This is a genomic window from Geobacter pickeringii, from assembly GCF_000817955.1.
Lineage (GTDB): Bacteria > Desulfobacterota > Desulfuromonadia > Geobacterales > Geobacteraceae > Geobacter > Geobacter pickeringii.
Genome location: NZ_CP009788.1, coordinates 2,506,780 through 2,530,229 on the forward strand (window position 1 = coordinate 2,506,780; position 23,450 = coordinate 2,530,229).

At 67.4% G+C, this 23,450-nt stretch carries 21 protein-coding genes and 1 pseudogene; 15 read left to right on the top strand and 7 right to left on the bottom strand.

What is annotated here, in order from left to right; all coding sequences use genetic code 11:
* Positions 1-18 precede the first annotated feature (18 nt).
* Positions 19-2,061 (bottom strand): ATP-dependent helicase, encoded by a 2,043-nt coding sequence (locus tag GPICK_RS11270; RefSeq protein WP_039743270.1) that lies wholly within the window; start codon positions 2,059-2,061, stop codon positions 19-21.
* A gap of 163 nt (positions 2,062-2,224) precedes the next feature.
* Between GPICK_RS11270 and ligA the strand changes: the two are divergent.
* The 3 genes and pseudogenes from ligA (at position 2,225) to GPICK_RS11290 (ending at position 5,795) form a co-directional block, all read left to right on the top strand.
* Positions 2,225-4,260 (top strand): annotated as a pseudogene (gene ligA / locus GPICK_RS11280) (NAD-dependent DNA ligase LigA).
* Positions 4,257-4,532 carry an acylphosphatase gene (locus tag GPICK_RS11285; protein WP_039743277.1) on the top strand — a complete coding sequence of 92 codons (276 nt, stop codon included), beginning with the start codon at positions 4,257-4,259 and terminating at the stop codon, positions 4,530-4,532. The pseudogene ligA and the gene GPICK_RS11285 overlap by 4 nt, the downstream one beginning before the upstream one ends.
* A gap of 3 nt (positions 4,533-4,535) precedes the next feature.
* On the top strand, positions 4,536-5,795 hold the full coding sequence (locus GPICK_RS11290; protein WP_039743279.1) for a sensor domain-containing diguanylate cyclase: 1,260 nt from the start codon (positions 4,536-4,538) through the stop codon (positions 5,793-5,795).
* Here GPICK_RS11290 and GPICK_RS11295 read toward each other — a convergent pair.
* Genes GPICK_RS11295 through GPICK_RS11305 form a run of 3 tightly spaced genes read right to left on the bottom strand, consistent with a single transcriptional unit; the run spans position 5,792 to position 8,239 of the window.
* Positions 5,792-7,117, bottom strand: coding sequence for a radical SAM protein (locus GPICK_RS11295; RefSeq protein ID WP_039743281.1), 1,326 nt, complete (start codon positions 7,115-7,117; stop codon positions 5,792-5,794). The two genes, GPICK_RS11290 and GPICK_RS11295, sit on opposite strands and share 4 nt — an antisense overlap.
* Before the next feature lie 43 nt (positions 7,118-7,160).
* Complete coding sequence (locus GPICK_RS11300) at positions 7,161-7,685, bottom strand: chromate transporter (RefSeq protein WP_039743283.1); 525 nt, start codon at positions 7,683-7,685, stop codon at positions 7,161-7,163.
* Positions 7,685-8,239 (bottom strand): chromate transporter, encoded by a 555-nt coding sequence (locus GPICK_RS11305; protein ID WP_039743285.1) that lies wholly within the window; start codon positions 8,237-8,239, stop codon positions 7,685-7,687. The genes GPICK_RS11300 and GPICK_RS11305 overlap by 1 nt, the downstream gene beginning before the upstream one ends.
* 161 nt (positions 8,240-8,400) lie before the next feature.
* Here GPICK_RS11305 and GPICK_RS11310 point away from each other — a divergent pair, with 161 nt between their 5' ends.
* A complete protein-coding gene (locus GPICK_RS11310; protein ID WP_039743288.1) occupies positions 8,401-9,495 on the top strand; it encodes an AAA family ATPase in 1,095 nt (364 codons plus the stop codon).
* A gap of 78 nt (positions 9,496-9,573) precedes the next feature.
* Here GPICK_RS11310 and GPICK_RS11315 read toward each other — a convergent pair whose 3' ends face one another.
* Genes GPICK_RS11315 through gptM form a run of 3 tightly spaced genes read right to left on the bottom strand, consistent with a single transcriptional unit; the run spans position 9,574 to position 11,592 of the window.
* On the bottom strand, positions 9,574-10,017 hold the full coding sequence (locus tag GPICK_RS11315) for a DUF2442 domain-containing protein (protein ID WP_039743290.1): 444 nt from the start codon (positions 10,015-10,017) through the stop codon (positions 9,574-9,576).
* Positions 10,014-10,247, bottom strand: a complete 234-nt coding sequence (locus GPICK_RS11320; protein ID WP_039743292.1) for a DUF4160 domain-containing protein — start codon at positions 10,245-10,247, stop codon at positions 10,014-10,016. Before GPICK_RS11320 ends, GPICK_RS11315 begins: the two co-directional genes overlap by 4 nt.
* 34 nt (positions 10,248-10,281) lie before the next feature.
* Complete coding sequence (gene gptM, locus GPICK_RS11325) at positions 10,282-11,592, bottom strand: geopeptide radical SAM maturase (RefSeq protein ID WP_039743294.1); 1,311 nt, start codon at positions 11,590-11,592, stop codon at positions 10,282-10,284.
* A gap of 613 nt (positions 11,593-12,205) precedes the next feature.
* Between gptM and GPICK_RS11330 the strand changes: the two genes are divergently transcribed.
* From GPICK_RS11330 to GPICK_RS18240, 11 genes are all read left to right on the top strand, one after another.
* The gene (locus GPICK_RS11330; RefSeq protein WP_236685540.1) at positions 12,206-14,026 is read left to right on the top strand and encodes a TonB-dependent receptor plug domain-containing protein; all 1,821 of its coding nucleotides are present in this window, start codon (positions 12,206-12,208) and stop codon (positions 14,024-14,026) included.
* A 20-nt stretch (positions 14,027-14,046) separates the two neighbouring features.
* On the top strand, positions 14,047-14,919 hold the full coding sequence (locus GPICK_RS11335) for an ABC transporter substrate-binding protein (RefSeq protein ID WP_039743299.1): 873 nt from the start codon (positions 14,047-14,049) through the stop codon (positions 14,917-14,919).
* 32 nt (positions 14,920-14,951) lie between these two features.
* The gene (locus GPICK_RS11340; protein ID WP_052263412.1) at positions 14,952-16,580 is read left to right on the top strand and encodes an ATP-binding protein; all 1,629 of its coding nucleotides are present in this window, start codon (positions 14,952-14,954) and stop codon (positions 16,578-16,580) included.
* The gene (locus tag GPICK_RS11345; protein WP_039743301.1) at positions 16,577-16,972 is read left to right on the top strand and encodes a response regulator; all 396 of its coding nucleotides are present in this window, start codon (positions 16,577-16,579) and stop codon (positions 16,970-16,972) included. The genes GPICK_RS11340 and GPICK_RS11345 overlap by 4 nt, the downstream gene beginning before the upstream one ends.
* 224 nt (positions 16,973-17,196) lie before the next feature.
* Positions 17,197-17,568: an endonuclease domain-containing protein gene (locus tag GPICK_RS17080; protein ID WP_084201426.1), complete on the top strand. Its 372-nt coding sequence runs from the start codon at positions 17,197-17,199 to the stop codon at positions 17,566-17,568.
* A gap of 106 nt (positions 17,569-17,674) precedes the next feature.
* Entirely contained in the window at positions 17,675-19,690 is a 2,016-nt protein-coding gene (locus GPICK_RS11355; protein WP_039745686.1) for a molybdopterin oxidoreductase family protein, read from the top strand.
* A 16-nt stretch (positions 19,691-19,706) separates the two neighbouring features.
* Positions 19,707-20,372 (top strand): Crp/Fnr family transcriptional regulator, encoded by a 666-nt coding sequence (locus GPICK_RS11360; protein ID WP_039743305.1) that lies wholly within the window; start codon positions 19,707-19,709, stop codon positions 20,370-20,372.
* Between the two features lie 148 nt (positions 20,373-20,520).
* Positions 20,521-21,429, top strand: coding sequence for an NADH-quinone oxidoreductase subunit B family protein (locus GPICK_RS18235; protein WP_084201427.1), 909 nt, complete (start codon positions 20,521-20,523; stop codon positions 21,427-21,429).
* Positions 21,426-21,962, top strand: a complete 537-nt coding sequence (locus GPICK_RS11370) for an NADH-quinone oxidoreductase subunit C (protein ID WP_039743307.1) — start codon at positions 21,426-21,428, stop codon at positions 21,960-21,962. Before GPICK_RS18235 ends, GPICK_RS11370 begins: the two co-directional genes overlap by 4 nt.
* Complete coding sequence (locus GPICK_RS11375; RefSeq protein WP_039743309.1) at positions 21,959-23,038, top strand: hydrogenase large subunit; 1,080 nt, start codon at positions 21,959-21,961, stop codon at positions 23,036-23,038. The genes GPICK_RS11370 and GPICK_RS11375 overlap by 4 nt, the downstream gene beginning before the upstream one ends.
* Before the next feature lie 234 nt (positions 23,039-23,272).
* The gene (locus GPICK_RS18240; protein WP_201773194.1) at positions 23,273-23,449 is read left to right on the top strand and encodes a 4Fe-4S dicluster domain-containing protein; all 177 of its coding nucleotides are present in this window, start codon (positions 23,273-23,275) and stop codon (positions 23,447-23,449) included.
* Position 23,450: the final 1 nt, after the last annotated feature.

Sequence of the window (23,450 nt, forward strand, 5' to 3'; positions counted from 1 at the left end):
TCTCCGGCTCGTTCTCTTCTATCCCAGCTTCGCCCGCATCCGGGCGAAGAAATCCTGCGCCATCGCCTCCTGCTCCTCCTCGGTGGCGGCCTTCTTCGCCCCCCCTTCATGAAACTGGAGGAGCCGCTCCGGGATCTCCTCCAGAAACCGCGACGGCTGGCGCTCCAGGAGCTTGCCGTACTTCTTCCGGTGGAGACAGCGGGTGACGGTGAGGTGCCGCCGGGCGCGGGTGATGCCGACGTAGCAGAGCCGGCGCTCCTCGTCGATGGTACCCCCCTCCTCCATCGATTTTTTGTGGGGGAGAATCTCCTCCTCGAACCCCACCAGGAAGACGAAGGGAAACTCCAGCCCCTTGCTGGAATGGAGCGACATGAGGGTCACCGCGTCCCGGCCGTGCTCCTTCTTGTCCTTGCCGCTGAAGCGGTCCTCGTCCATCAGCGAGACCTTCTCCAGGAACCCCGAGAGGGTGGCGCCGGGGATCCGCTCCTCGTACCCCGCCATGGAGTTGATGACCTGCTCCACGTTCTCCACCTTCTTCCGGGCCGTGGCCGGCTCCTCGATGGTCCGGTAGAGCTCCTCCTCGATCCCGAGACGGTCGAAGAGCCGCTTCACCCGCCCCGCCAGGTCGCCGGGACGGCGGAAATCCTCCGTCGCGCCGGTGATGAGCCGGTGGAAGGCGAGGACCTTCTCCCGGGTCGGCTCGTTGATCCCCTCGATCTCCCCCACCCGGCCGAAGGCCTCCATCAGATGGCACGACTGCTCCAGGGACCACTGGTTGATCCGCAGCACCGTCCCGTCGCCGATCCCCCGCCGCGGAAAGTTAACGATACGCAGCAGCGCCTGCTCGTCCAGGGGGTTGTCGATCACCCGCAGGTACGAGAGGGCGTCCTTCACCTCCTTGCGCTCGTAGAACTGCATCCCCCCCACCAGCACGTAGGGGATGTCCTCGAAGCGGAGCTGCTCCTCGAAGGCGCGGCTCTGGGAGTTGGTCCGGTAGAGAATGGCGAAGTCGCTGAAGGCGAGGTTGTGCTGGTAGCGCTCCATCTGGATCCGCTCCACCACCAGGGAGGCCTCCTCCTCGTCGTCCTGGGCGGTGACGAGGTCGATGGGGCGCCCCTCGCCGGAATCGGTCCAGAGGCGCTTCTCCTTCCGCTTCACGTTGTTCCTGATGACGTGGTTCGCCGCCTCCAGGATAGTGCCGGTGGAGCGGTAGTTCTGCTCCAGCTTCACCACCCGGCACCCCGGGTAGTCCTTCTCGAAGTCGAGGATGTTCCCCACATCCGCCCCGCGCCAGCCGTAGATGGACTGGTCGTCGTCCCCCACCACGCAGAGGTTCCGGTACTTTTTCGCCAGCAGCGAGATGAAGAGGTACTGGGAGGCGTTGGTGTCCTGGTACTCGTCCACCATGATGTAGCGGAACCGCTCCTGCCAGTGTTCGAGCACCTCGGGGTGCCCCTGGAGGAGCCCCACCGTCAGCATGATGATGTCGTCGAAGTCGATGGCGTTGCATGCCTTGAGGAGCCGCTGGTAGATGGGGTAGACGTCGCAGGCGAGGAGCTCGTCGGGGTCCTCGTAGCGGGGGAGCGCCCGCTCGGGGGGGATCAGGGCGTTCTTCCACCCCGAGATCCGCCAGAGGATCCCCTCGGCGTCGTGCTTCTTGCCGTCGGCGTTCACCTCGCGCATCGCCTGGCGGATGAGACCGAGCTGGTCGGAGGTGGTGTAGATGCCGAAGTTCTTCTTGTAGCCGAGCCGCTCGATGTCCCGGCGCAGGATCTTCACCCCCAGGGAGTGAAAGGTAGAGATGACCATCCCCTTGCACTTCGCCCGTCCCACCAGGTCCCGGACCCGCTCCTTCATCTCGCCGGCCGCCTTGTTGGTGAAGGTGACTGCCAGGATGTTGTCGGCCCGCACCTTCCGGTCGAGGAGGAGGTGGCCGATCCGGAAGGTGATGACCCGGGTCTTGCCGGACCCCGCCCCGGCCAGGACCAGCAGCGGCCCCTCCGTATGCTCCGCGGCGGCCCGCTGGGGAGGGTTGAGGGTGGAAAGATCGAACTTTGACACGGGATGCTCCTGAAATGATTGCGGTTCCTCTGACGCACGACAGCCGGACCTCGCGGCCCGGCCGTTTCATCCTTGATAGCAGAAGTGGGCGAACGGAATCAAGACGGCGATATCCGTGCCAACCTGCGTTGTAATGGGCACTTTCGTATGTTATAAGCTCCCTATGGCCCACAACGAGAACCCGCCCAACAGAGACGCCGCCGAAGCCCGCATCCGCGAGCTTCGCACCGAGATCGAACGCCACAACCGCCTCTACTATGTGGAGGACCGCCCCGAGATCACCGACGCGGAGTACGACGCGCTCTTCCGGGAGCTCACCGCCCTGGAGGGGGAGTTTCCCGACCTCGTCACCCCCGACTCCCCCACCCGGCGGGTGGGGGGGCGCCCCTGGACAAGTTCGAGCAGGTGGCCCACCGGCTCCCGATGCTCTCCCTGGAAAACGCCTTCTCCGAGGAGGAGATCGCCGATTTTGACGACCGGGTGAAGCGCTTCCTCGGCCTCCCTCCCGGCGAAGAGATCGCCTATGTCTGCGAACCGAAGATGGACGGCCTCGCCATCGAGCTGGTCTACGAGCGGGGTGAGCTCACCGTCGGCGCCACCCGGGGGGACGGCTTCGTGGGGGAAAACGTCACCCACAACCTGAGGACGGTGCGGACCATCCCGCTGCGGCTGCGGTGCGACGCGCCGCCGGAGCTCCTGGAGGTGCGGGGCGAGGTCTACCTGCCGCTCGCCGCGTTCCAGAAGCTGAACGCCCAGCGGGAGGAGGAGGGGGAGCCCCCCTTCGCCAACCCGCGCAACGCCGCCGCCGGCTCCATCCGCCAGCTCGACTCCCGCATCACCGCCCGGCGCCCCCTCTCCCTCTTCTGCTATGCACCGGGGGAGGTCCGGGGGGCGGCCTTCGCCTCCCAGGAGGAGTTTCTGGCCGCCGTCGCCGCCTGGGGGCTCCCGGTGAATCCCCTGGTCCGGCGGGTGACGGGGGTGGCCGGCATCCTCGCCTTCTACCGCGAGATGACCGACCGGCGCGACACCCTCCCCTACGAGATCGACGGCGTGGTGGCCAAGGTCGACTCCTTCCCCCTCCAGCGGGAGCTGGGGGAAAAGAGCCGTTCTCCCCGCTGGGCCGTGGCGATCAAGTTCCCCCCCCGCCAGGCGGTCACCGTGGTGGAGGACATCGTCCCGTCGGTGGGGCGCACCGGCGTCATCACCCCCACGGCCAACCTGCGGCCGGTGGAGGTCTCCGGCGTCACCGTCTCCCGCGCCACCCTCCACAACTGGGAGGAGATGGAGCGCAAGGATATCCGCATCGGCGACACCGTGGTGATCGAGCGGGCCGGCGACGTGATCCCGGCGGTGGTGCGGGTCCTGACCGAGCAGCGCACCGGCGACGAACGGTTCCTCCCGGTCCCCACCGCCTGCCCCGAGTGCGGCTCCGAGGTGGTGAAGATCCCGGACGAGGTGGCGGTCCGCTGCATGGGGCTCTCCTGCCCCGCCCAGATCCGCGAGGCGATCATCCACTTCGCCTCCCGCGACGCCATGGACATGGAGGGGCTCGGCGAGAAGTACATCGAGCAGCTCCTGCGGCTGGGGCTGGTGAAGAACGTGGCCGACCTCTACGCCCTCGCCAGAGAGGACTTCATGCGGTTCGACCGGATGGGGGAGAAGCTGGCGGAGAACCTGCTGAACGCCATCGAGGCGAGCAAGGGGCGGGAGCTCTCCCGCTTCATCTTCGCCCTCGGCATCCGCCACGTGGGGGAGCACACCGCCAAGCTCCTCGCCACCTCTTTCGGGAGCATCGACAACCTGACCCGGGCCACGGAGGAGGAGCTCCTCACCATCCGCGAGGTGGGCCCCCAGGTGGCCCGGAGCATCGTCACCTTCTTCCACAACGAGGGGAACCGGGAGACGGTCCGGCGGATGCTGGCGGCCGGGGTCGCCCCCACCGTGGAGGAGAAGAAGGTGGGGGGGCGCTTCACCGGCAAGACCTTCGTCTTCACCGGGGCCCTCACCCGCTTCACCCGGAGCGAGGCCCAGAAGATGGTGGAGGGGGAGGGAGGGCACGCGGCGGGGTCGGTCTCGAAAAAGACCGACTACGTGGTGGCCGGCGCCGAGGCGGGGAGCAAGCTCGCCAAGGCGCGGGAGCTGGGGGTCACGGTCCTCGGTGAGGAGGAATTCCTGCAGATGATGAAGGAGGCGACATGAAGATCCGCGCCATCGTAACGGTCTCCGGGCTCGTGCAGGGGGTCGCCTTCCGTCACCACACGGTGCTTCGGGCCCAGCAGCTCAAGGTCGCCGGCTGGGTGAGAAACCTCCCCAACGGCGACGTCCAGGGGTGCTTCGAAGGGGACGAGCCGAGCGTTCAGGCCCTGGTCGAATGGTGCCGCCTCGGCCCCTCCCGGGCCCGGGTCGACCGCGTCATCGTCGAGAATGAGCCCTACCGCGGCGAGTTCGACGGCTTCGACGTCAGGTACTGACCGATGCTGCCCGAGCTCTGGCCCAAACCGTTCAAGCACTTCGACCAGGTCCGCGTCTTCCTGGTCACCGTCTGCGCCGTCATCTCCCTCTTCGTCTTCACCATCGCCTCCTTCCTCTCCTTCCGCAACAGCGAGCTGCTGCTTCGCCGCCTCCGGGACCAGGCCAACAACTACGCCGATCTCATCCTCCAGATGAAGGCGTGGAACGCCTCCTACGGCGGGGTCTACGTCGAGAAGCGCAGAGAGAGCGACACCAACCCGTACCTGAGCCGCCTGGGGAAGGAGCCGGAATTCCGGGACCTGCGCGGACGGGTCTTCTCCCTCCGCAACCATGCCGTCATGGTCAAGGAACTCTCCCAGCGCTTCGCCGCCCGCGAGGGGACCCGGTTCCGCCCGGTCAGCCTGAACCCCATCGACCCGGAAAACGCCCCCGACCCCTTCGAACGCGAGGCGCTGCTCCGCTTCGAGCAGGGGGCGCCGGAGGCCTACCGGCTCGAACGGGACGACGGCATTCCCCCCCGCTTCCGCTTCATCCATCCCCTCCCTGCCGACGCCAGCTGTCTCGAATGCCATCCGACCGCCGTCGGCCGCCTCATCGGCGCCATCAGCGTCACCATTCCCGCGGCAACGGCCCTCAGGGAGACGGACAAGAACAACACCCTTATCATGGTCTCCTCCCTCGGCATCGTCGCCCTGCTGATCGGCATCACCTACTTCCTCACCTGGCGCCTCGTGGTGGGGCTCGACACGATCCAGCACCGGCTCAAGAAGCTCGCCTCCACCGACGAGCTGACCGGCCTCGCCAACCGCCGCACCATCATGCAGCGGCTGGAGGAGGAGAGCCAGCGGGCGCGACGGCTCGGCGAGCCGCTCTGCGTCACGATCTTCGACCTCGACCATTTCAAGGGGATCAACGACACCTACGGCCACCCCTTCGGCGACTTCACCTTGAAGCGGGTGGCCGAGACCATGCGGGGCGCGCTCCGCAGCTACGACATTCTCGGGAGGATCGGCGGGGAGGAGTTCATCCTCATCTCGGTGGAGACCACCCTCGACGAAGCCATCGTCCAGGCGGACCGGGTGCGGGAACGGGTGGGGGAAGAGTCCATCAGCGACGGGTCACGGGAGGTCAGGATCACCGTCAGCGCCGGGGTCACCACGGTGGCCGACGGTGACGAGACGATCAGCACCATCATGCGGCGGGCCGACGCCGCCCTCTACCAGGCCAAGCAGGAGGGGAGAAACCGGGTGCGGTCCGGCTAGCGGACCGGCCACCCCGTCTCGAAACCGTCCGGAAAGAAGTTCTCCCGGGTCCGGTTGTAGTAGCCGTACTGGATCCGCGGGAACTCCCGCTTCACCCGCTCCAGCATCCGGTACATCCCGATCCCCCGCCCCGTGGCTTCCATCCGCCGGTTGTAGAAATCGGGGTCGATGGAGAGGTTCCGCATCTGGATCATGTCGACGCCGGTCTCGCCGATGAAGCGGACCAGCGCCTCCACCTCCTCCGCGCTGTCGGAGAGCCCCGGCGAGACCAGGTAGTTGATCATCACGAAGAGCCCCCGCTCCTTGGCCAGCCGCACCGACTCCTTCACGTCGGCGAAGCGGTATCCCACCGGCCGGTAGTACCTGTCGTAGAACTCTTCCCGCACCGAATTCATCGAAAAGCGCATGGAGTCCATCCCGGCGTCGCAGAGCATGGCGACCCGGTCGGGGAAGGAGCCGTTGGAGTTGAAGTTCACGGTCCCCCGACTGGTGGCCTTCTTCAGCCGCCGCGTCGCCTCGGCCACGGTGTCGGCCTGCATGATCGGGTCCCCCTCGCACCCCTGGCCGTAGGAGACGATCGGCTCCGGCGCCTGCTCCAGGTGCGGCAGGGCCAGCTCCACGATCTCCTCCGGCGTCGGGACGAAGCCGATCCGCTCGTGGTTGGAGGGGCAGCAGTCCGAGGGCTGAAGGCTGATGCACCCCAGGCAGCGCGAGTTGCACGCCGGCGAGGTGGGGAGCGGCGCCTCCCAGCGGCGGAAGAAGAGGTTCTTGGCGGCGAAGCAGTGGTAATCCACGGCGCAGCGGGCAAGCTGCTCCAGGAGGCGGTTCTTCGGCATCTCCGCCAGGAGCTTCCGCACCAGGGGGTCCAGCTTCCGGTCGTCGTAGTTGCAGGGGTTCCAGTTGTCGTTGGTGTCCACCCGGGAGGCGGCCACCACGAACTGCTCCGTCTCCTCGTCCCACCCCACGGCGGTATAGGACCAGAGCGGGAGGTGGACCTTCTTCCGCGAGTAATCGCACGCCGGGAGCAGAAGCCGCACGTACCCCGGCGCCATGAAGGCCGACACCGCCTGCACCGGCACGGTCCGGCGCCCCTCCCGGACCGTCGCCACGGTGACGAACTTCCGCTCCTTCTCGTCCCACGCCATCGGCGGGGTGTCGGGGATGGTGAAGAGCCGGCTCCCCTCGGGAAGGGGGATCAGCTCCACCCCTTCGGGGAGCACCGCCTCGGGGCCGCTCATGCCGGCCATGGAGAGGGTGGGATGGTCGAAGATGTTCCCCTGCGCATCGGCGTAGAGGAGTTTCGGGAGCGTTTTTCGTTTCATGGCGTCACCTGAATGCGGACGGCGGCGGAGCGCCGGCCCGGATTTACGAGAAGTTGAAGAAATAGCCGAGGGCCCCGGCCCCGAGGATAACGAACATCGGGCTGACCTTCGTGAACTGGAGGAGGAGGAAGCTGGCGGCGAGGAGGGCGAAATCGCGCGGCGAGACGAGGGAGGTGCTCCCCAGGTTCCAGGCGGCAGCCGTCACGAGCCCCACCACCGCGGGGACGACGCCGTCCAGGATCTCCCGGATCATCTTGACGTTGCGCAGCTTCTCGTAGCGGCGGGTGAGGAAGAGCATGAGGGCGGTGCAGGGGATGAAGATGCAGACCGTCCCCACCAGCGCCCCGACGAAGCCCCCCACCCGGAAGCCGGCGAAGGTGGCGATGATGGCCAGGGGGCCGGGGGTGAGCTGGGAGAGCGCCACCCCGTCCAGAAACTCCTTGAGGGTGAGCCAGTGGAACTGGTCCACCATGGTCCGGTGCAGGAGCGGGATCAGCACGTATCCCCCCCCCACGAAGACGAGGCCGATCTTGAAGAAGGTCCAGGCGATCTTGACGAGGGCCGCCATCAGCGGTGCTCCCGGGGGAAGTACGCCCGCGCCAGCGACCACGCGGCAGCCCCGACGAGGAGCGCCAGGCCGTTCACCTTGAAAAACGCCGCCAGCACGAAGGCGAGAACGGCGATGGTCCACCGCTCCGCACCCTTGATCTTGCGGGCCATGCCGATGGCCGCCACGACGATGAGGCCGATGATGACCGGATTCGTCCCCCGCAGGGCCGCCTGGAGCTGGGGGAGCTCGTGGAACCGGAAGTAGAGCCCGGAGAGGAGCGAGATAATCAGAAACGACGGGAGGATGAAGCCGGTGGCCGCCACCACCCCGCCGATCCGCCCCCGGAGGGTGCAGCCGACGAAGGTGCAGGAATTGAGGGAAAAGGGGCCGAGAAACTGGCCGAAGGCGAGCCCGTGCATGAACTCCTCGTGGGTGAGCCACTCCTTCTCGTGCACGCAGACCCGCTCGATGAACGCCACCGCCGCCATCCCCCCGCCGAAGCTCGTGGTGCCGATGAGGAGAAAGGTGCCGAACAGCTCGCCGAGGGGTATCCTCTTCCGTACCGTATCCATGACCGCCAGTTATAGCAGGTGAGCCCGCCACACGGCAAGAGGATAGCTCCCCCCCGCGGCGTTTCCCGATACGGTATACGCCCTTGCACCGACGCGGCGGCCGGCACTATACTGGGAGAAAGAAACAGTTTAACACCCACGGCAAGGAGCGAACGACGACGATGTGCAAAAAGGTTTTCATCGCCGCCACGGGGCAGAACTCGGGCAAGACCACCATCAGCGTCTCGCTGATGCACCTGGCCCGGAAGAAATACGGCCGAGTCGGCTTCATCAAGGCCATCGGCCCCAAATGCCAGGTGTTCGACGGCATCACCATCGACAAGGACGCCGGGCTCATGGCCCGCATCTTCGGGCTCGAAGCGGACATCGCCCACATGTCCCCCGTGGTCCTCGGCCGGGGGGCCACCAAGCAGTTCATCGACGGCGAAATCCCCGCCCTCTGGCCGGTGGAGCGGATCAGGACGGCGGTCACGGCCCTGGAGGAGAAGAGCGACTTCCTCATCATCGAGGGGGCCGGCCACGGCGGCGTCGGCTCGGTCATCGGGCTCAACAACGCCCGGGTGGCGAAGCTCGTCGACGCGCCGGTCATCATGGTCTCCGGCGGGGGGATCGGCAACGTCATCGACTCGGTCCAGCTCAACCTCCCCCTCTACCGCCTGGAAGGGGCCGACGTCCGGGCGCTCGTGGTCAACAAGCTCCTCCCCGAGAAGCGCATCACCTCCCTCTCGTACCTCCAACGGGCCTTCGCCCCCCACGGCATCAACGTCGTCGGCGCCTTCGACTACTCCCCCGTCCTCGCCGACCCGACCCTCAACCACCTCTCCCGGCTCCTCGAACACCCCCTCAAAGGGGACCGGAGCCAGGGGACGCGGATCATCCACCACATCCAGCTCGGCGCCGCCTCCTCCCAGAAGGTGATCGACGGCCTCGAAGAATCGACACTCCTCGTGGTGACCAGCTCCCGCGACGAACTCCTCGTCACCCTCTCCTCCCTCTACCACATCCCGGCCTACCGCGAGAAGATCGCCGGCCTTGTCATCCCCGGCCACGCCCCGGTCTCCGCCATCACCCAGAAGATCCTCGACGACAGCGACATCCCCTACATCCGGATCCACGAAACCACCGCCGACGTCTTCTCCGCCCTCACCTACCACGTCTCCAAGATCAGCGCCGAAGACCAGGAAAAGATCGACCTCATCAAGGCCCAGGCCGAGGAAGTGCTGGACTTCGACGCCATCGACGCGCTGCTGGGGTAATGCCGGCGGCGCTGGCGCCCGTCCCCCTCTCCCTGGGGGAGAGGGTGCCCGAAGGGCGGGTGAGGGGACAATTGCCCCCTACGCCGCCCGGCGCCCCTTGATGGTCTCCCACCCGATACAGGCGAGCCAGACGTGCCGCGGGATCGGCCTGCTTCCCGTCCGGTAGTTGGCGATCATCCTCCGGGACATGCCGATGGCTTCGGCAGCAGACGCCAGGGAAAGGTTGTTGGCCCGCATCCAGGCATCGAACTCGGCGGGGGACGGCTCTCCCGCCTCGATGCGGCAGCGGGAATAGAGCTGATCGGCCCCAAGCTCAACCCCTTCTCCCCACTCGACGCTGTGCCCGTACCACCCCACCCGGGCGCCGGCAAAGACCGACTCGTCCCGCAGCGGAGCCAGCAGGGCGAAGCGGCCGATCCAGTCGCCGACATCGGCGGTCAGCGTCTCCCCCGTCGACCAGCGGATGGTCAGGGTCGCCGGGGAAGTGGCGGTCACTTCCTCGATCCGTGGCGGCTTGTTCATCGCGTAATCTCCTCCCATTTCTCCAGCAGCAGTTCCCGGTTTTCGCCGGCCCATGCCAGCGCCTCGGTCATCTTCCGCGCCGGCCGCACCTCGCCGATGAGTATCTCCAGCGTCTCGATGGCAACGGAGCAGCGGTCCCCGTCCACGAACTCCAGATGGAAGTGGGGAGTCCCGTGCTCGTTGGGATAGATGGTCAGACGGCAGTGGCGGAAGTGCTTGAGGGTCGGCATATGCGAGCAATAGTAGTGCAACCATTTCACCATGTCAAGCGGACGACAGCTCCGACGGTGACTTTGCGCCATCTGATGTGATCCCCCCCCGCACCATCGCCTCCAGGGTGGCGTCCAGATACTCCCGCAGACACGAGACGCCGTCCACCCTCCCCGCCTCCACCAGCTTCATGAAGCGGCAACCGCCGAAACAGAGGGGGAGGTAGGCGCAGTCGAGGCACTCCTCCTGCTTCCAGATATCGCACCCGTAGGCAGGGACAATCCCGGTCAGGCCGCCGCGCAGATCCCCCACGGCGTACCCTTCGTGCCCCATGAACGCCGGGCACTTGTAGCAGCGGCCGTCGGCATCCACCGCCAGGTCGCTCGCCAGATCGATCATGCAGGAAAAGGGGCCGGGCTTCGGCACCCGGAAGCCCCGCTTCACCAGTTCGTCCCGCAGGGTCAGCTCCGCCTCCGCCAGCCACGGCTCCTCGCAGGTCACGCACCCCTCGGCGAAGTGGGGGAGCGCCCCGCCCCCCTTCCCCCCCACGGCCGGGGTGAAGCGCACCGTGCCGAGCCGGTCCGGGGTAAGCCCCTCCACCAGGAGCAGATCCAGGAGCGCCGGGTACTCGCGCCAGCTCTCCCGGGTAAAGTTCCCCCCCACGTGGACCGTCACCAACTCCGCCACCTCCTTCACCCCCCGGAGGATGTCGCGGAAGCTCCCGGCGCCGCCGCCGTAGGGGCGGTGCCGGTCGTGGACGTGGGGCGGACCGTCCAGGGTCACCTTCACCGACTCGATCCCCAAAGGGACCAGCTCCGCCATCGCCTCGCGGTTGAGGAGGGTGCCGTTGCTCACCATGTGGCCGTGGAAGAACCCGCCCCCCGCGGCCCGGAGCGGCGCGGCGATCCGCCGGATCAGGTCGGGGCGCAGGAGCGGCTCGCCGCCGTAGAAATCGAGGTCCACCCGCCACCCCTTGGCAAGGCATTCCCGTTCGATCATCGCCACCAGGAGATCGGCGGTCTCATCGGCCATATCACCCTCCGGCGCCTGCCCCCCCTCGAAGCAGTAGGGACAGGCCAGGTTGCAGCGCCGGGTGAGGACCGCCACCATGCCGGCGCGGCGGCGCGCGGCGTTGATCCGGTCGAACCAGGCGAGCATTTCCGCCCGCTCGGCGGCGGGGTCGGGGGTGAGGAAGCCATGTTTTTCAAGGGGAGCTGCCGCCGCCGGCGAGAGGGAGCCGCTTCGCGCAGCTTCGAGGGTAGCGCAGGAGACCCGCACCACCGCGCCGGTACGGCAGGAGAAGAGGAGAACCTGGTCCGGCGCCTCCGGAGAGGGGAATTCCTTGACGTAACGGGAGAGGATCATGGGAGGCTCCGAATGAACGTTATGGGAGGAATGAACGGGAGGTTTCCCCCTTTGCTGCAGCCGAGCGAGTAAGGACGCGGCGGGAAAAGGGGGCCGGCTGTCCGAGCGAAGCGAGTTCCGGCCCCCGCCGCAGCGGCCGACGGAGCGAGGGAAGCCGCGCCAGCGGCCAAGGCATCGGGGGCGGTTTTCTTTGCGTACTTTCTTTGGGCGCCCAAAGAAAGTACGTGGGGGACGGGGGCAACGCCCCCGCGCAGCAACGCACCGCGCCATGACGCGGCCCCCACCGGTGCGACAACCATCCACCCTCAGTTCTGAGACCGTGAAGCCATCGGACCTGTCGTACAGCAGGCGGAAACTCCTTCGGTCAACGCCAGCACCCCTTCCTCGAGGACTTCCACTTCATCAACCGTCAGCTCATACCCCATAATTGTCACCCCCCCTCGTTTAAAGACTGGACGCCACCGGCAACTGTCTGCTATAAACAGCTTGGTTTTTCAGCCCCTTACCGGTCAAATGACGGTAATATTTTAATGAAGTTGCAACACCGATGCCAGCGACCATTTCCCGCATAGCAGCTACAACTGCCGTAAAAACCGCTTATCGACACCCCTCGTTGAAGCGCTGGCTCCTCTGTGCCCTGCTCTGCCTCTTTACGACCTTCTCCGCCATTTCACCGATTCGCGCCGAAGATAACGCCAGCGACCGGGAGACGCTGGGACTCTATTACGAGCCGCACGACCTCGAGATCGCTGTCGCCACCCGTTCTCCCCGCCCCCTCTCCCACAGCGCCGAAAACATCACCGTCATTACCGCCGATGATATCGAACGTCTGAACGCCCACACCCTGGCGGAGGTGCTCAACACCGTCGCCGGCGTCCAGGTGGACCTCCGTGGTGCACCCAGCATCGGTGCCACGTTCGAGCTGGCAGGGGCAACCAGCAGACACATCCTGGTGCTGATCGACGGGGTAACGATTAACGACCAACTCGACAATATCGCCTTTACCGGGCAGATCCCGGTGCAGAATATCGAGCGGGTGGAGATCGTCAAAGGACCGGCATCCTCAGCATGGGGCTCGGCGCTGGGGGGGGTGGTCAATGTCGTCACCAAGGAGCCGCAGAAAGGGTCTCGTTTCGGCGGGGCGGCGTACTTTTCCGGGGGGGAGCGTGGGACGCGGGACGGCCGGGGAGAACTCTCCGGCACGATGGGTTCCCTCGGCTACTACCTGGCGGGCGGGAATCTCCGGGGAGACGGGTTCCGCCCCTTCAACGCCTCCGAACGCAGCGACCTCTATGCCAAACTCCGCTGGGACATCCCCGAAAACCGTGGAACCGTCCGCCTGACCCTCAATTACCAGAAAATCGGTGTTGAAGAGGGTCTCTTCACCTGGCGTGATGCGACTTCTCGACTCACGAACCGCCAACTCTTCTCCACCCTCTCCCTCGACTATGCCTTAAGCGACCGGCTGACCCTCAGCGGCACTCTCAAGGGGAGTCGCCTGGATTACAACAGGAACGAAAGCCTCATCAGCACCGGCGAGCCCAGCGCATTCATATCCAATGACGAGATCACCGTCGGCGGCGCCACGCTCCTCACCTGGCGTCAGGGACTCCACACCGTGACCGGCGGAGTCGAGTACGACCACGGCAAGAGCGATACAAGCGTTTCCTATCCGGCATGGCCTGACTACAACAGCGCGTTCTCCGTCAGGAACGACAAGTGGGGCCTCTTCCTGAACGACACCATCGTTTGGGGACCGTTCGCCCTCACCCCGGCCGTGCGCTACGACCTGACCAGCGCCACCGGCGACCATTTCAGCCCCAGCATCGGCGCTGCCTACAGCCTCACCGACAAGACCATTCTCCGCGCGTTTGCCGCCAAGGGCTACAGCCTCCCCAGACTCAGGCCAGAGTTTCGTACCCCGGAAAAAGGGTGGAGCATCCAAGGTGGTCTGGAGACTTCGGAAATCCCGTTCCTCTGGCTGCGCGGCACCTGGTTCCGCTCCACGGCCGAGGACCCCACGGACCGGACCGTCCGCGAAGGGGTTGAGGTTGAAGCCCGGACCGTCCCCCTCTTCAACACCTGGCTCACCGCCGGCTACGTCTTCACCGACGCCACGAGCCGCAGCACCAACACCGAGATTCCGGGTGTGGCCCGAGACAGGTGGGACCTTGGACTTCACTATGATGATCGGACCATCCGCGGCGCCCTGACCGGACATTACGCCTGGTGGAACACCCCGGGCGACTGGGGTGGCAAATACAAGAACTTCATCTGGGATCTGAATCTGGGGTGGCGCCTCTACCGCGACCGCACCACCGAGACAGAGATCTTCTTCACCGGCCACAATCTTTTCAACGGCCGGCAATATCCGGACGAAACATTCATCAACCCCAGCCGCTGGTTCGAAGGCGGCCTCCGCATCACGTGGTAACGGCAACGATTTAGGAACGCATGACGACACGCATCCTCCACATACTCGCTTTCCTGCTCCTCTGGGGCTTCCCGGCTTTTGCCGCGGAGGTCGTGGTGGTGCAGGGCGAGCGGATGGCCCCCTTCGAAGCGGCGCTGCGCGGCTTCAAGGCCACGGCCGGCGTCCGTTCCGTGGAGCGGCTCGTCCTCTCCGAGCAGCGGGGGGCCGACGTGGTGCGTTCCGTGCGGGAGGCGCGGCCGCGGGTGGTGCTCGCCATCGGCCGCGAGGCCCTGGCACGGCTGAAGGAGATCCGCGAGATACCGGTGGTCTACGTCATGGTGGCCACCCCCGAATCGACCGGCGCCGCCAGCCGCAACGTGACCGGCGTCGCCATGAACGTCCCGGCGGAGCGCTACCTCGCCTTCGCCAGGGGGACCTTGGCCGGCAGGCGCGTCGGGCTCCTCTTCGACCCGGCCCGCACCGGCGCCCTGGCGAAGGAGGCGGCGCAGGCGGCGGAGCGGCAGGGGGTCGCCCTGGTGAGCCGCGAGGTCCGCTCTCCCCGCCAGGCGATGCAGCAGCTCGCCACCCTCAGGGGAAAGGTGGACGTCCTCTGGCTCCTCCCCGACCCGACGGTGGTGACCGCCGAGACCATGGAGGCGATCGCCCTCTTCTCCCAGGAGAACCGGGTTCCGGTCATCGCCTTCGCCGCCAAGTACCTGCAGAATGGCGCCCTGGCCGCCTTCGAGGTGGACCCGGCCGACATGGGACGCCAGGCGGGACGGATGGCCCGCCGGATCATGGACGGCGCCGCCGTGGAGCAGGTGCCTGCCGAAGCCCCCGCCCGGACCACCCTCCGGCTCAACAAGACCGTGGCCCGGAATCTCGGCGTCTCCCCCGACCTGCGGGAGGAATGATTATTGCTTAATAAGGCTCCCAGGAGGCCAGCATGAACGCTGAAACCCGGAGCACCCCCCTCGTCACGACACCCCCCGGAGCCATCGCCTGCATCCGCGACAGCTTCCGCACCAAGCTCTTCCTCGTGACCGCATCGGTGGTCATCGTCGTCTCGACGCTCTTCACCGGCTTTTTCATCACCCATTACTACCAGGCCGAGCAGGACAAGCTCGTCACCGAGGGGAAGCTCCTGGCGCGGCTCCTGGCCAACCACGCCCGGGTGGCGCTCTTTGCCGGCAATGTCGAGCAGCTCCGCGAGATCGCCGAGGGGGCGATGTCAACCCCCGAGCTCCTGACGGTGACGATCTTCGACCGCGACAACCATCCGCTGGTGACCCTGGCGCGGCAGTCCGACGCCGCCACCGGTGGCGGGGGAGCGACGGCACCGGGGGAGGCGACCGCCGGGGAACCGGGGATGCGCCGCGTCGGCCGGCGCATCGAGTTTTCCGAAGCGGTGAGCGGCAGCGACAAGGCGACCCACGAGTCGGACCTCTTCTTCGAGACCAAGGGGACGGGAGGGGGACTGGCCCCGTTGGGGACGGTGCGAGTGGCGATGGACGAGGAGCCCCTCCACCAGCGGCTCCGGAACATGATCGCCACGGCGGCCCTGGCGGCTGCGGCGTTTCTCGCGGCCGCCTCCCTGGCCGTCTACGGGGTGATCCGGGGGATCACCCGCCCCCTCACCCATCTGGCGCAGGGGGTGCGGGCGGTGGAGGCGGGGGAGATGACGAGCATCCCGGTGGAGTCCACCGACGAGATCGGCGCGCTGGCGGCATCGTTCAACCGGATGGTGGATGCGGTCTGGCAGCGCCGGCGGGAGCGGGAGGAGGCGGCGCGGGAGATCGCCGAGCTGAACGCCCGCCTGGAGTTGCGGGTGAAGGAGCGGACCGCCCAGCTGGAAGAGGCCAACCGGGAGCTGGAGTCGTTCAACTACTCCGCCTCCCACGACCTGCGGGCGCCGCTCATGCGTCTCAACGGCTTCTGCCAGGCCCTGGACGAGGACTTCGGCCCGCAGCTGAACGGCGAGGGGCGCGACTACCTGCGGCGGATCAGGGGGGTGAGCGGCCAGATGGAGCGGGTCATCGCCGCCATGGCGACCCTCTTCCGGGTGCAGCGGCGGGAGCTGGCGCCGCGGGAGATCGACCTGAGCGCCGTGGTCCGGACCATCGCCGCGTCCCTGGAGGAGGGGGAGCCGGAGCGGCGGATGGATGTTTCGGTGGAGCCGGAGGTGACGGTCTGCGCCGACATGGAGCTGATCTGGGTGGCGATGGAGAACCTGGTGGGGAACGCCTGGAAGTTCACCGCCCGCGCCGAGCGGGGAAAGATCTCCTTCGGCAGGGCATGGCGGGGGGGCGAGACGGTCTGCTACCTGCGGGACAACGGCGCCGGCTTCAACATGGCCTATTCGAACAAGCTGTTCCAGCCGTTCCAGCGGCTCCACGGCCCCGACGAGTTCCCCGGCACCGGCGTGGGGCTCGCCATCGTCCAGCGGGTGATCTCCCGCCACCGGGGGCGGATCTGGCTGGAGAGCGAGGAGGGGCGCGGGACCACCTGCTACTTCACCCTCCCCCCCTGCCCGGAAAAATGTGCCGACTCTCATCCTGACGGAGCCTGTCTGTGACCGAACTGAATGTCCTGCTGGTGGAAGACAACGATGACGACCGGTTTCTCGCCTCGCGGGCGATGAAGAAGCTGTCGCGGCCGGTCCGTCTGGAGATCGCCCGCGACGGGGCCGAGGCGCTGCGCCGGCTTCAGGGGAGTTGCGACGCCCCCGCCCCCGAGCTCCCGGCCCTGGTCATCCTCGACCTGCAGCTCCCCCGCGTGGACGGCATGGAGGTGCTCCAGCAGCTCCGGCAGGACCCCGCCACCAAAACGGTGCCGGTGGTCATCGCCTCGTCCTCCGACCACCCCACCGACCTCGACCGCTGCCGCCAACTGGGGGTCGCCGGCTTCATCATGAAACCCCTCGACGTCGCCCCGCTGGAAGAGATCATCGCCCGGATGGCGGGGTGAACGCCCTCCTGCCGTTGCCGCCTTCTGACATCTGAGGTATGCTGACCAGATAATTTTTCCTCACGCATTCGTCCCTACTCGCCCTCACCCCGCCCCCTCTCCCTGAGAGCGAGGGGAAATCCGGAGAAGTCGGCGCTCTCAGGAAAACAGCCACTCCTTACCCTCTCCCTCGGGGAGAGGGTGGCCGGAGGCCGGGTGAGGGGATAAGTGGAAGGGGTACCTTTATGGCCGTTCCATCCGACATCCTCGACAACGCCCGGACATTACGAACGAGGCAGACCGATGCCGAAAATCTGATCTGGCAACTCCTGCGAAACCGCCGCTTTTGTGGCTTCAAGTTTCGGCGGCAGCATCCGGTAGGAAGGTTCATTCTCGACTTTTACTGCCACGAAGCACTCCTGGCCATCGAACTGGACGGGAGCTCCCACACGGACAGAGCCCAAAGGGCGTATGATGACGAACGAACCAAAGCGCTTGAAGGTGCCGGCGTCAGAGTCGTTCGTTTTTGGAACGATGATGTACTCAAAAACACCGAATCGGTGCTGGAAACGATACACACCGCCTGTTATTCCCCTCACCCCTCCCCCTCTCCCTGAGGGAGAGGGGAAATCCGGAGAAGTCGGCGCTCTCAGGAAAGCAGCCACTCCCTACCCTCTCCCCCGGGGAGAGGGAATTATGAAGCATGTTTCTCTGGAGGTTCTCATGTCCGCAACGATCACGCGCTCCGTCTGCCCCTATGACTGCCCCGACACCTGCGGCCTGCTGGTGGAGGTGGAAAACGGCCGGGCCGTCCGGGTGACCGGCGACCCGGAGCACCCGTTCACCCGCGGCACCCTCTGCCCGAAGATGCTCCACTACGAGCGGACGGTCCACTCGCCCGAGCGCCTGACGACGCCGCTGATCCGCACCGGGGCCAAGGGGGCGGGGGAGTTCCGCCGGGCCTCGTGGGAGGAGGCGATCGCCACCATCGCGGCCCGCTGGCAGGAGATCATCGCGGCCCACGGGGCGGAGGCGATCCTCCCCTACTCCTACGCCGGGACCATGGGGCTTGTGCAGCGCAACAGCGGCCACCCGTTCTTCCATCGGCTGGGGGCTTCCCGGCTGGAGCGGACCATCTGTTCGCCGGCCAAGGAGGCGGGGTGGCAGGCGGTGATGGGGGAGACCCCGGCCCCCCACCCGGACGAGGTGGCGGAGAGCGATCTGGTGATCCTCTGGGGGATCAACGCAGCGGCGACGAACATCCATTTCCTCCACGGGGTGCGGGAGGCAAAGAGGCGGGGGGCGGCGGTCTGGCTCATCGACACCTACGAGACCCCCACCGCGAAGACGGCAGACCGGGTGATCCTCCCCCGGCCGGGGAGCGACGGGGCCCTGGCCCTGGGGCTGATGCACGTCATTAGCCGGGAGGGGCTTGTGGACCGCGCGTTTGTGGCGGAGCGGGTGCAGGGGTTCGCGGAGCTGGCGGAAACGATCCTCCCCGATTATCCGCCGGAGCGGGTGGAAGCCCTCACCGGCATCCCGGCGGCCACCGTCGAGGAGCTGGCCCGGCTCTACGCCAAGGCCCGGGCGCCGTTCATCCGCCTCGGGAGCGGGCTGTCGCGCTACGGCAACGGCGCCATGACAATCCGCACCATCTGCGCCCTGCCGGCGCTGGTGGGGGCCTACGGGAAGCGGGGGGGCGGGCTCTTCGCCTCCACCTCCACTGGCCCCGCCTTCGCCCTGAAGGAGGTGACCCGGGAGGATTTCCAGGCGCGCCCCACGCGGCTGGTGAACATGAACCGCCTCGGCCATGCCCTGACGGAGCTGGCCGACCCGCCGGTGATGGCGCTCTACGTCTACCACTCAAACCCCGCCGCCGTGACGCCGGACCAGAACGCGATCCTCCGGGGGCTCGGCCGCGACGATCTCTTCACGGTGGTCCACGAGCGGTTCATGACCGACACCGCCCGCTGGGCCGACGTGGTCCTCCCCGCCACCTCGTCCCTGGAGACGAGCGACCTCTACCGCGCCTACGGCACCTACTGCATCCAGCGGTGCCGGCCGGCGGTCCCGCCGGTGGGGGAGAGCAGGTCTAACTGGGATACCTTCGCCCTCCTGGCGGAGGCGATGGGGTTCGACGAGCCATTCTTCCGCCAGAGCGCCGACGAGCTCATCGACCGGCTCCTGGCGATCCCGACGTCGATGCGGGAGGGGATCGACCTGGCCCGCTTCAACGAGGGGAAGGGGGTGGAGCTGCCGCTTCCCGCTGATGCCCCCCGCACCTTCCGCACGCCATCGGGGAAGGTGGAGATCCTGAACCCGCGGGAGCCGGAACCGCTCCCCCGCTTCCTCCCGGCCCACGAGGAGGGGGGGACGCTGCCGCTCATGCTCATGACCGCCCCGACCCCCTACGCCCTCAACGCCTCGTTCTACGAGCAGGAGGAGCTGCGGGAGAAGCAGGGGGGGATGTGCCTCATGGTGAACCCGGCGGAGGCGGCAGCGCGCGGCCTGGCCGACGGCCAGCGGGTCGTCGCCTTCAACGTCCGGGGGGAGGTGGCGTTCATCCTGCGGGTGACCGGGGGGGTGCCGGCCGGCGTGGCGGTGGCCGAAGGGGTCTGGTGGAGCGCCCATGCACCGGGCGACCGGACGGTGAACGCCCTGACCAGCCAGCGCCTCACCGACCGGGGGAACGGGAGCACCTTCTACGATACGCGGATCGACATCCGCGCCACGGCCTGACGGGGGCGGAGGGAGCATGCCTGCCAGGATGAAACTGACCAACGTGAACCTGCTGCGGCTCTTCGAGGCCCCCGGCGCCGGCGACCTGGGGCGGGAGTTCCGCAGCCGCCTCTTCCCCCGCAAGACCCTGGTCTACTCCCCGTCCGACGAGGCGGACCTCGTCTTCATCGTGAAGCGGGGGAGGCTGCGGGTCTATCTTTCCTACGAGGACCGGGAGTTCACCCTCGCCTTCCTGGAGGCGGGGGACATCTTCAGCACCCACACCCGGGCCTTTGTCCAGACGGTGGAGGATACCGAACTCCTGGTGACCGGCACGGCGGCCTTTCAGCAGCGGGTGTCGGAAATCCCGGAGGTCTCCCAGGCCATGGTGAAGGTGCTGGGGGACCTGCTCAAGAACTCCCTGTCGACCATCGAGGGGCTCGTGTTCAAGGATGCGCGGCTGCGCCTCGTGGAATTCCTCGCCGCGGCCGCCGCTGACCGGGGACGGCCGGCCGGCGGCGGCATCATGGTGGAGCTCGGGCTGAAGACCGAGGATATCGCCCTGCTGGTGGGGACGACCCGCCAGACGATCTCCACCATCATGAACGACCTGATAAAGGCCGGCATCATCGAGAAGATCGACCGGCGGACCATCTGCGTCCGCAAGCTCGACGAGCTGACCGCCTGGAAGGATTCCCTCTAGCTCTCCCTCCGCACCCCTCGATTTTTTCCAAAACTGTCGGCCACCCGACAGACTCCTCTCCCCTTTCTCCCTATAGTCGGAACTACGCACGGAGGCCGGACCGCCCGGACACCTCCCCGCGTCACCACCCGATGAAGGGGAGCCCCCCATGGAAACTGCGCACAACGACACCTCCGAACCGCCCCTGGGACTGTTCCGCATCAATGCCGGCTCCTGCAACGGCTGCGACGTGGAGCTGGCCGCCACCGCCGCCGTCTCCCGCTTCGACGTGGAGCGGCTCGGGTGCCGCTACACCGAGTCGCCCGGGGAGGCCGCCATCGTCCTGATTACCGGACCGCTGACGGCCCGGGTGAGGGAGAAGGCGCTCCGCCTCCACGGCGCGGTCCCCGAGCCGAAGGTGACGGTGGCCGTGGGGGTCTGCCCCGTCTCCGGCGGGGTCTTCCGCGACAGCTACGCCGTGGCGGGTCCGGTGGACGCGTATCTGCCGGTGGATGTCAACGTCCCCGGCTGCCCGCCGCGCCCCCAGGCCATCGTCGCGGGGATCGCCGAGGCGGTGCTCCTCTGGAAGGCGCGGCGCGACGGCGTGCCACCGCCGACGGCGGGGAGCCTCCCGGAATCTGGCGGGGAGAACGCCGCCCCGGCCGGGGTGCGGGGGAGGATGCGGTTCAACGCCGCAGCCTGCGTCGGCTGCCGCATGTGCGCCCACGTCTGCGCCGGCAGCGCCATTCGTTTCGACGAGGAGGAGGCGGGGCTCCGCTTCACCCTCTGGCACAACAGCTGCGCCTTCTGCGCCCTCTGCGCCCACTACTGCCGGACCGGGGCCCTCGCCGTGACGGAGGAGTGGCAGCTCGCCCATCGCCATGAAGAGCAGTACCGCCTGGTGGAGCAGGGGGTGGTCCCCCGCCTCCCCTGCGCCGGCTGCGGCGAGCCCCTTCTGCCGGTCCCCCCGGAACTGCTCCGGGTCGCCTTCCGGGAGACGAGCCCGGAGATCGCCCGGCTGACGGCCCTCTGCCCGGAATGCCGGCAGAAGGAGAGTATCGGAGGAACAAGACGATGACGGAACTGAGCGAAAAGGTACCGGCCGCGCTGTCGCGGCGGATCGGGGAAGAGGTGGCCGTGGAGTGGCGGATCGACGCCAAGGGGGTCATGACCGGCTGGTGCCGGCTGCGCCAGGGGGCCTTCATCCTCCCGGCGGCAGAGGGGGTGGCACGCCTTGGGGGGCGCCTCAGCATGGTGACCGCCTCCCTCTCGGCGGGGGCAAGACAGCGGGGGGTACGGGAGATCGCCTACCACTTCGACCTGGACGGCACGACCCTGACGCTGACCATTGAGCTCCCGCTGGAGGGGGCGGAGGTTCCATCGCTCACCCCGGTATTCCGCAACGCCGACTGGAACGAGCGGGAGTTCATGGAGCTGTACGCAATCCGGGTGATCGGCCATCCCGACCCCCGGCGGCTCTTCCTCGACAAATCGATCGAGCCGGCCGCCTTCGAGCGGCTCATCCCCTACTCCACCTTCACCAACGGCGCCAGCAGCACGGCCCTCTGGGCGAAGGTGATGACCCGCGCCGGCGGAGAGGAGGCGCCATGAGCAGGACGATCACCCTCGGCCCCCGCGAGGTTGGCCTGGAGGAGCCGATGTATTTCCGGGTGGAGGTGGAAGGGGAGACCGTGACGGGGCTCGACGTCGTGGCGGGGCAGGTCCACCGGGGGATGGAGCACCTGGTGATGAAGCGCAACCTCTACCAGAACATCACCCTGCTGGAGCGCCTCTGCTCCCTCTGCTCCAACAGCCACCCGAGCACCTTCTGCACGGCGGTGGAGGAGATCGCCGGCATCTGCATCCCGGCGCGGGCAGAGTACCTGCGGGCCATTGCCGACGAGATCAAGCGGATCTCCTCGCACCTCTTCAACTGCGCCGTCATCGCCCACATCGTCGGCCGGGGGACCCTCTTCAGGGGGGTGATGGAGACCCGCGAGATCATGCAGGAAACCAAGGAGGCGATCTACGGCAACCGGATGGACCTGGCCGCCAACTGCATCGGCGGGGTGCGGTACGACCTGGCGCCGGAGTCGGCCGCCTTCCTCGGAAGGGAGATGGAACGGATGAAGGCCCCCCTGGACGAGCTGTACCGGATCTACGCCACGGACGCCGACCTCACGGCCCGCACCGAGGGGGTGGGGGTTCTGCCGAGGCGGGATGCCGTCGCCTGCGCCGTGGTGGGGCCGGTGGCGCGGGCCTCAGGCGTCGCCTACGACGTGCGGACGAAGAGCCCCTACGGGGCCTATGACCGGCTCCGCGTCGAGGTGGCGGGTGAAGGTGCCGGCGACGTCCGGGCCCGGACGCTGGTGCGGCTGCGAGAGGCGCGGGAGTCGGTCTCCCTCATCGAGCAGTGCCTGGCGCAGATGCCGGCGGAGCCGGCCTGCCTCGACACCCTGCCGGAGATCCCGGCCGGAGAGGCCATCGCCAAATCCGAAGCCCCCCGGGGGGAGCTCATCTACTACCTCAACACCGACGGAACCGACATGCCGGCCCGCCTCAAGTGGCGGGTGCCGAGCTACATGAACTGGGATGCCCTGGCGGTGATGCTGAAGGGGGAGAAGGTTTCCGCCATCCCCCTGGTGGTGAACAGCATCGATCCCTGCATCTCCTGCACGGATCGCTGATTCCACATCGCAGGCGAGATGGCACGAATTGCTCGTGGCGTCTCGGTTACCCCCCCACCCGGCCTCCGGCCACCCTCTCCCGTGGGGAGAGGGTTTAATTCTCCCCTCGCCCTGAGGGAGAGGGGCAGGGGTGAGGGGGAAAAATGAGGGAGTGAACCATGCACGAAATCGGCACCGCCGGCAGCCTCTTCGGGGTCATGGACCGACGGGAGGCGACATGCAAAGGAGACAAGAATGAAGAAACAGCAGCGTGAGAATGTGATCGTCTTTTCCGATCCGGAGCGGTGCCTCGGCTGCCACGGCTGTGAGCTGGCCTGCGCCGTGGCCCACGGCGGGTGCGACCTGTACGCGGCGGCGGCCCGGGGGCTCACGCTCCGCCCCCGCAACCGGGTGGTGGCGGCGGGGGGGTGAC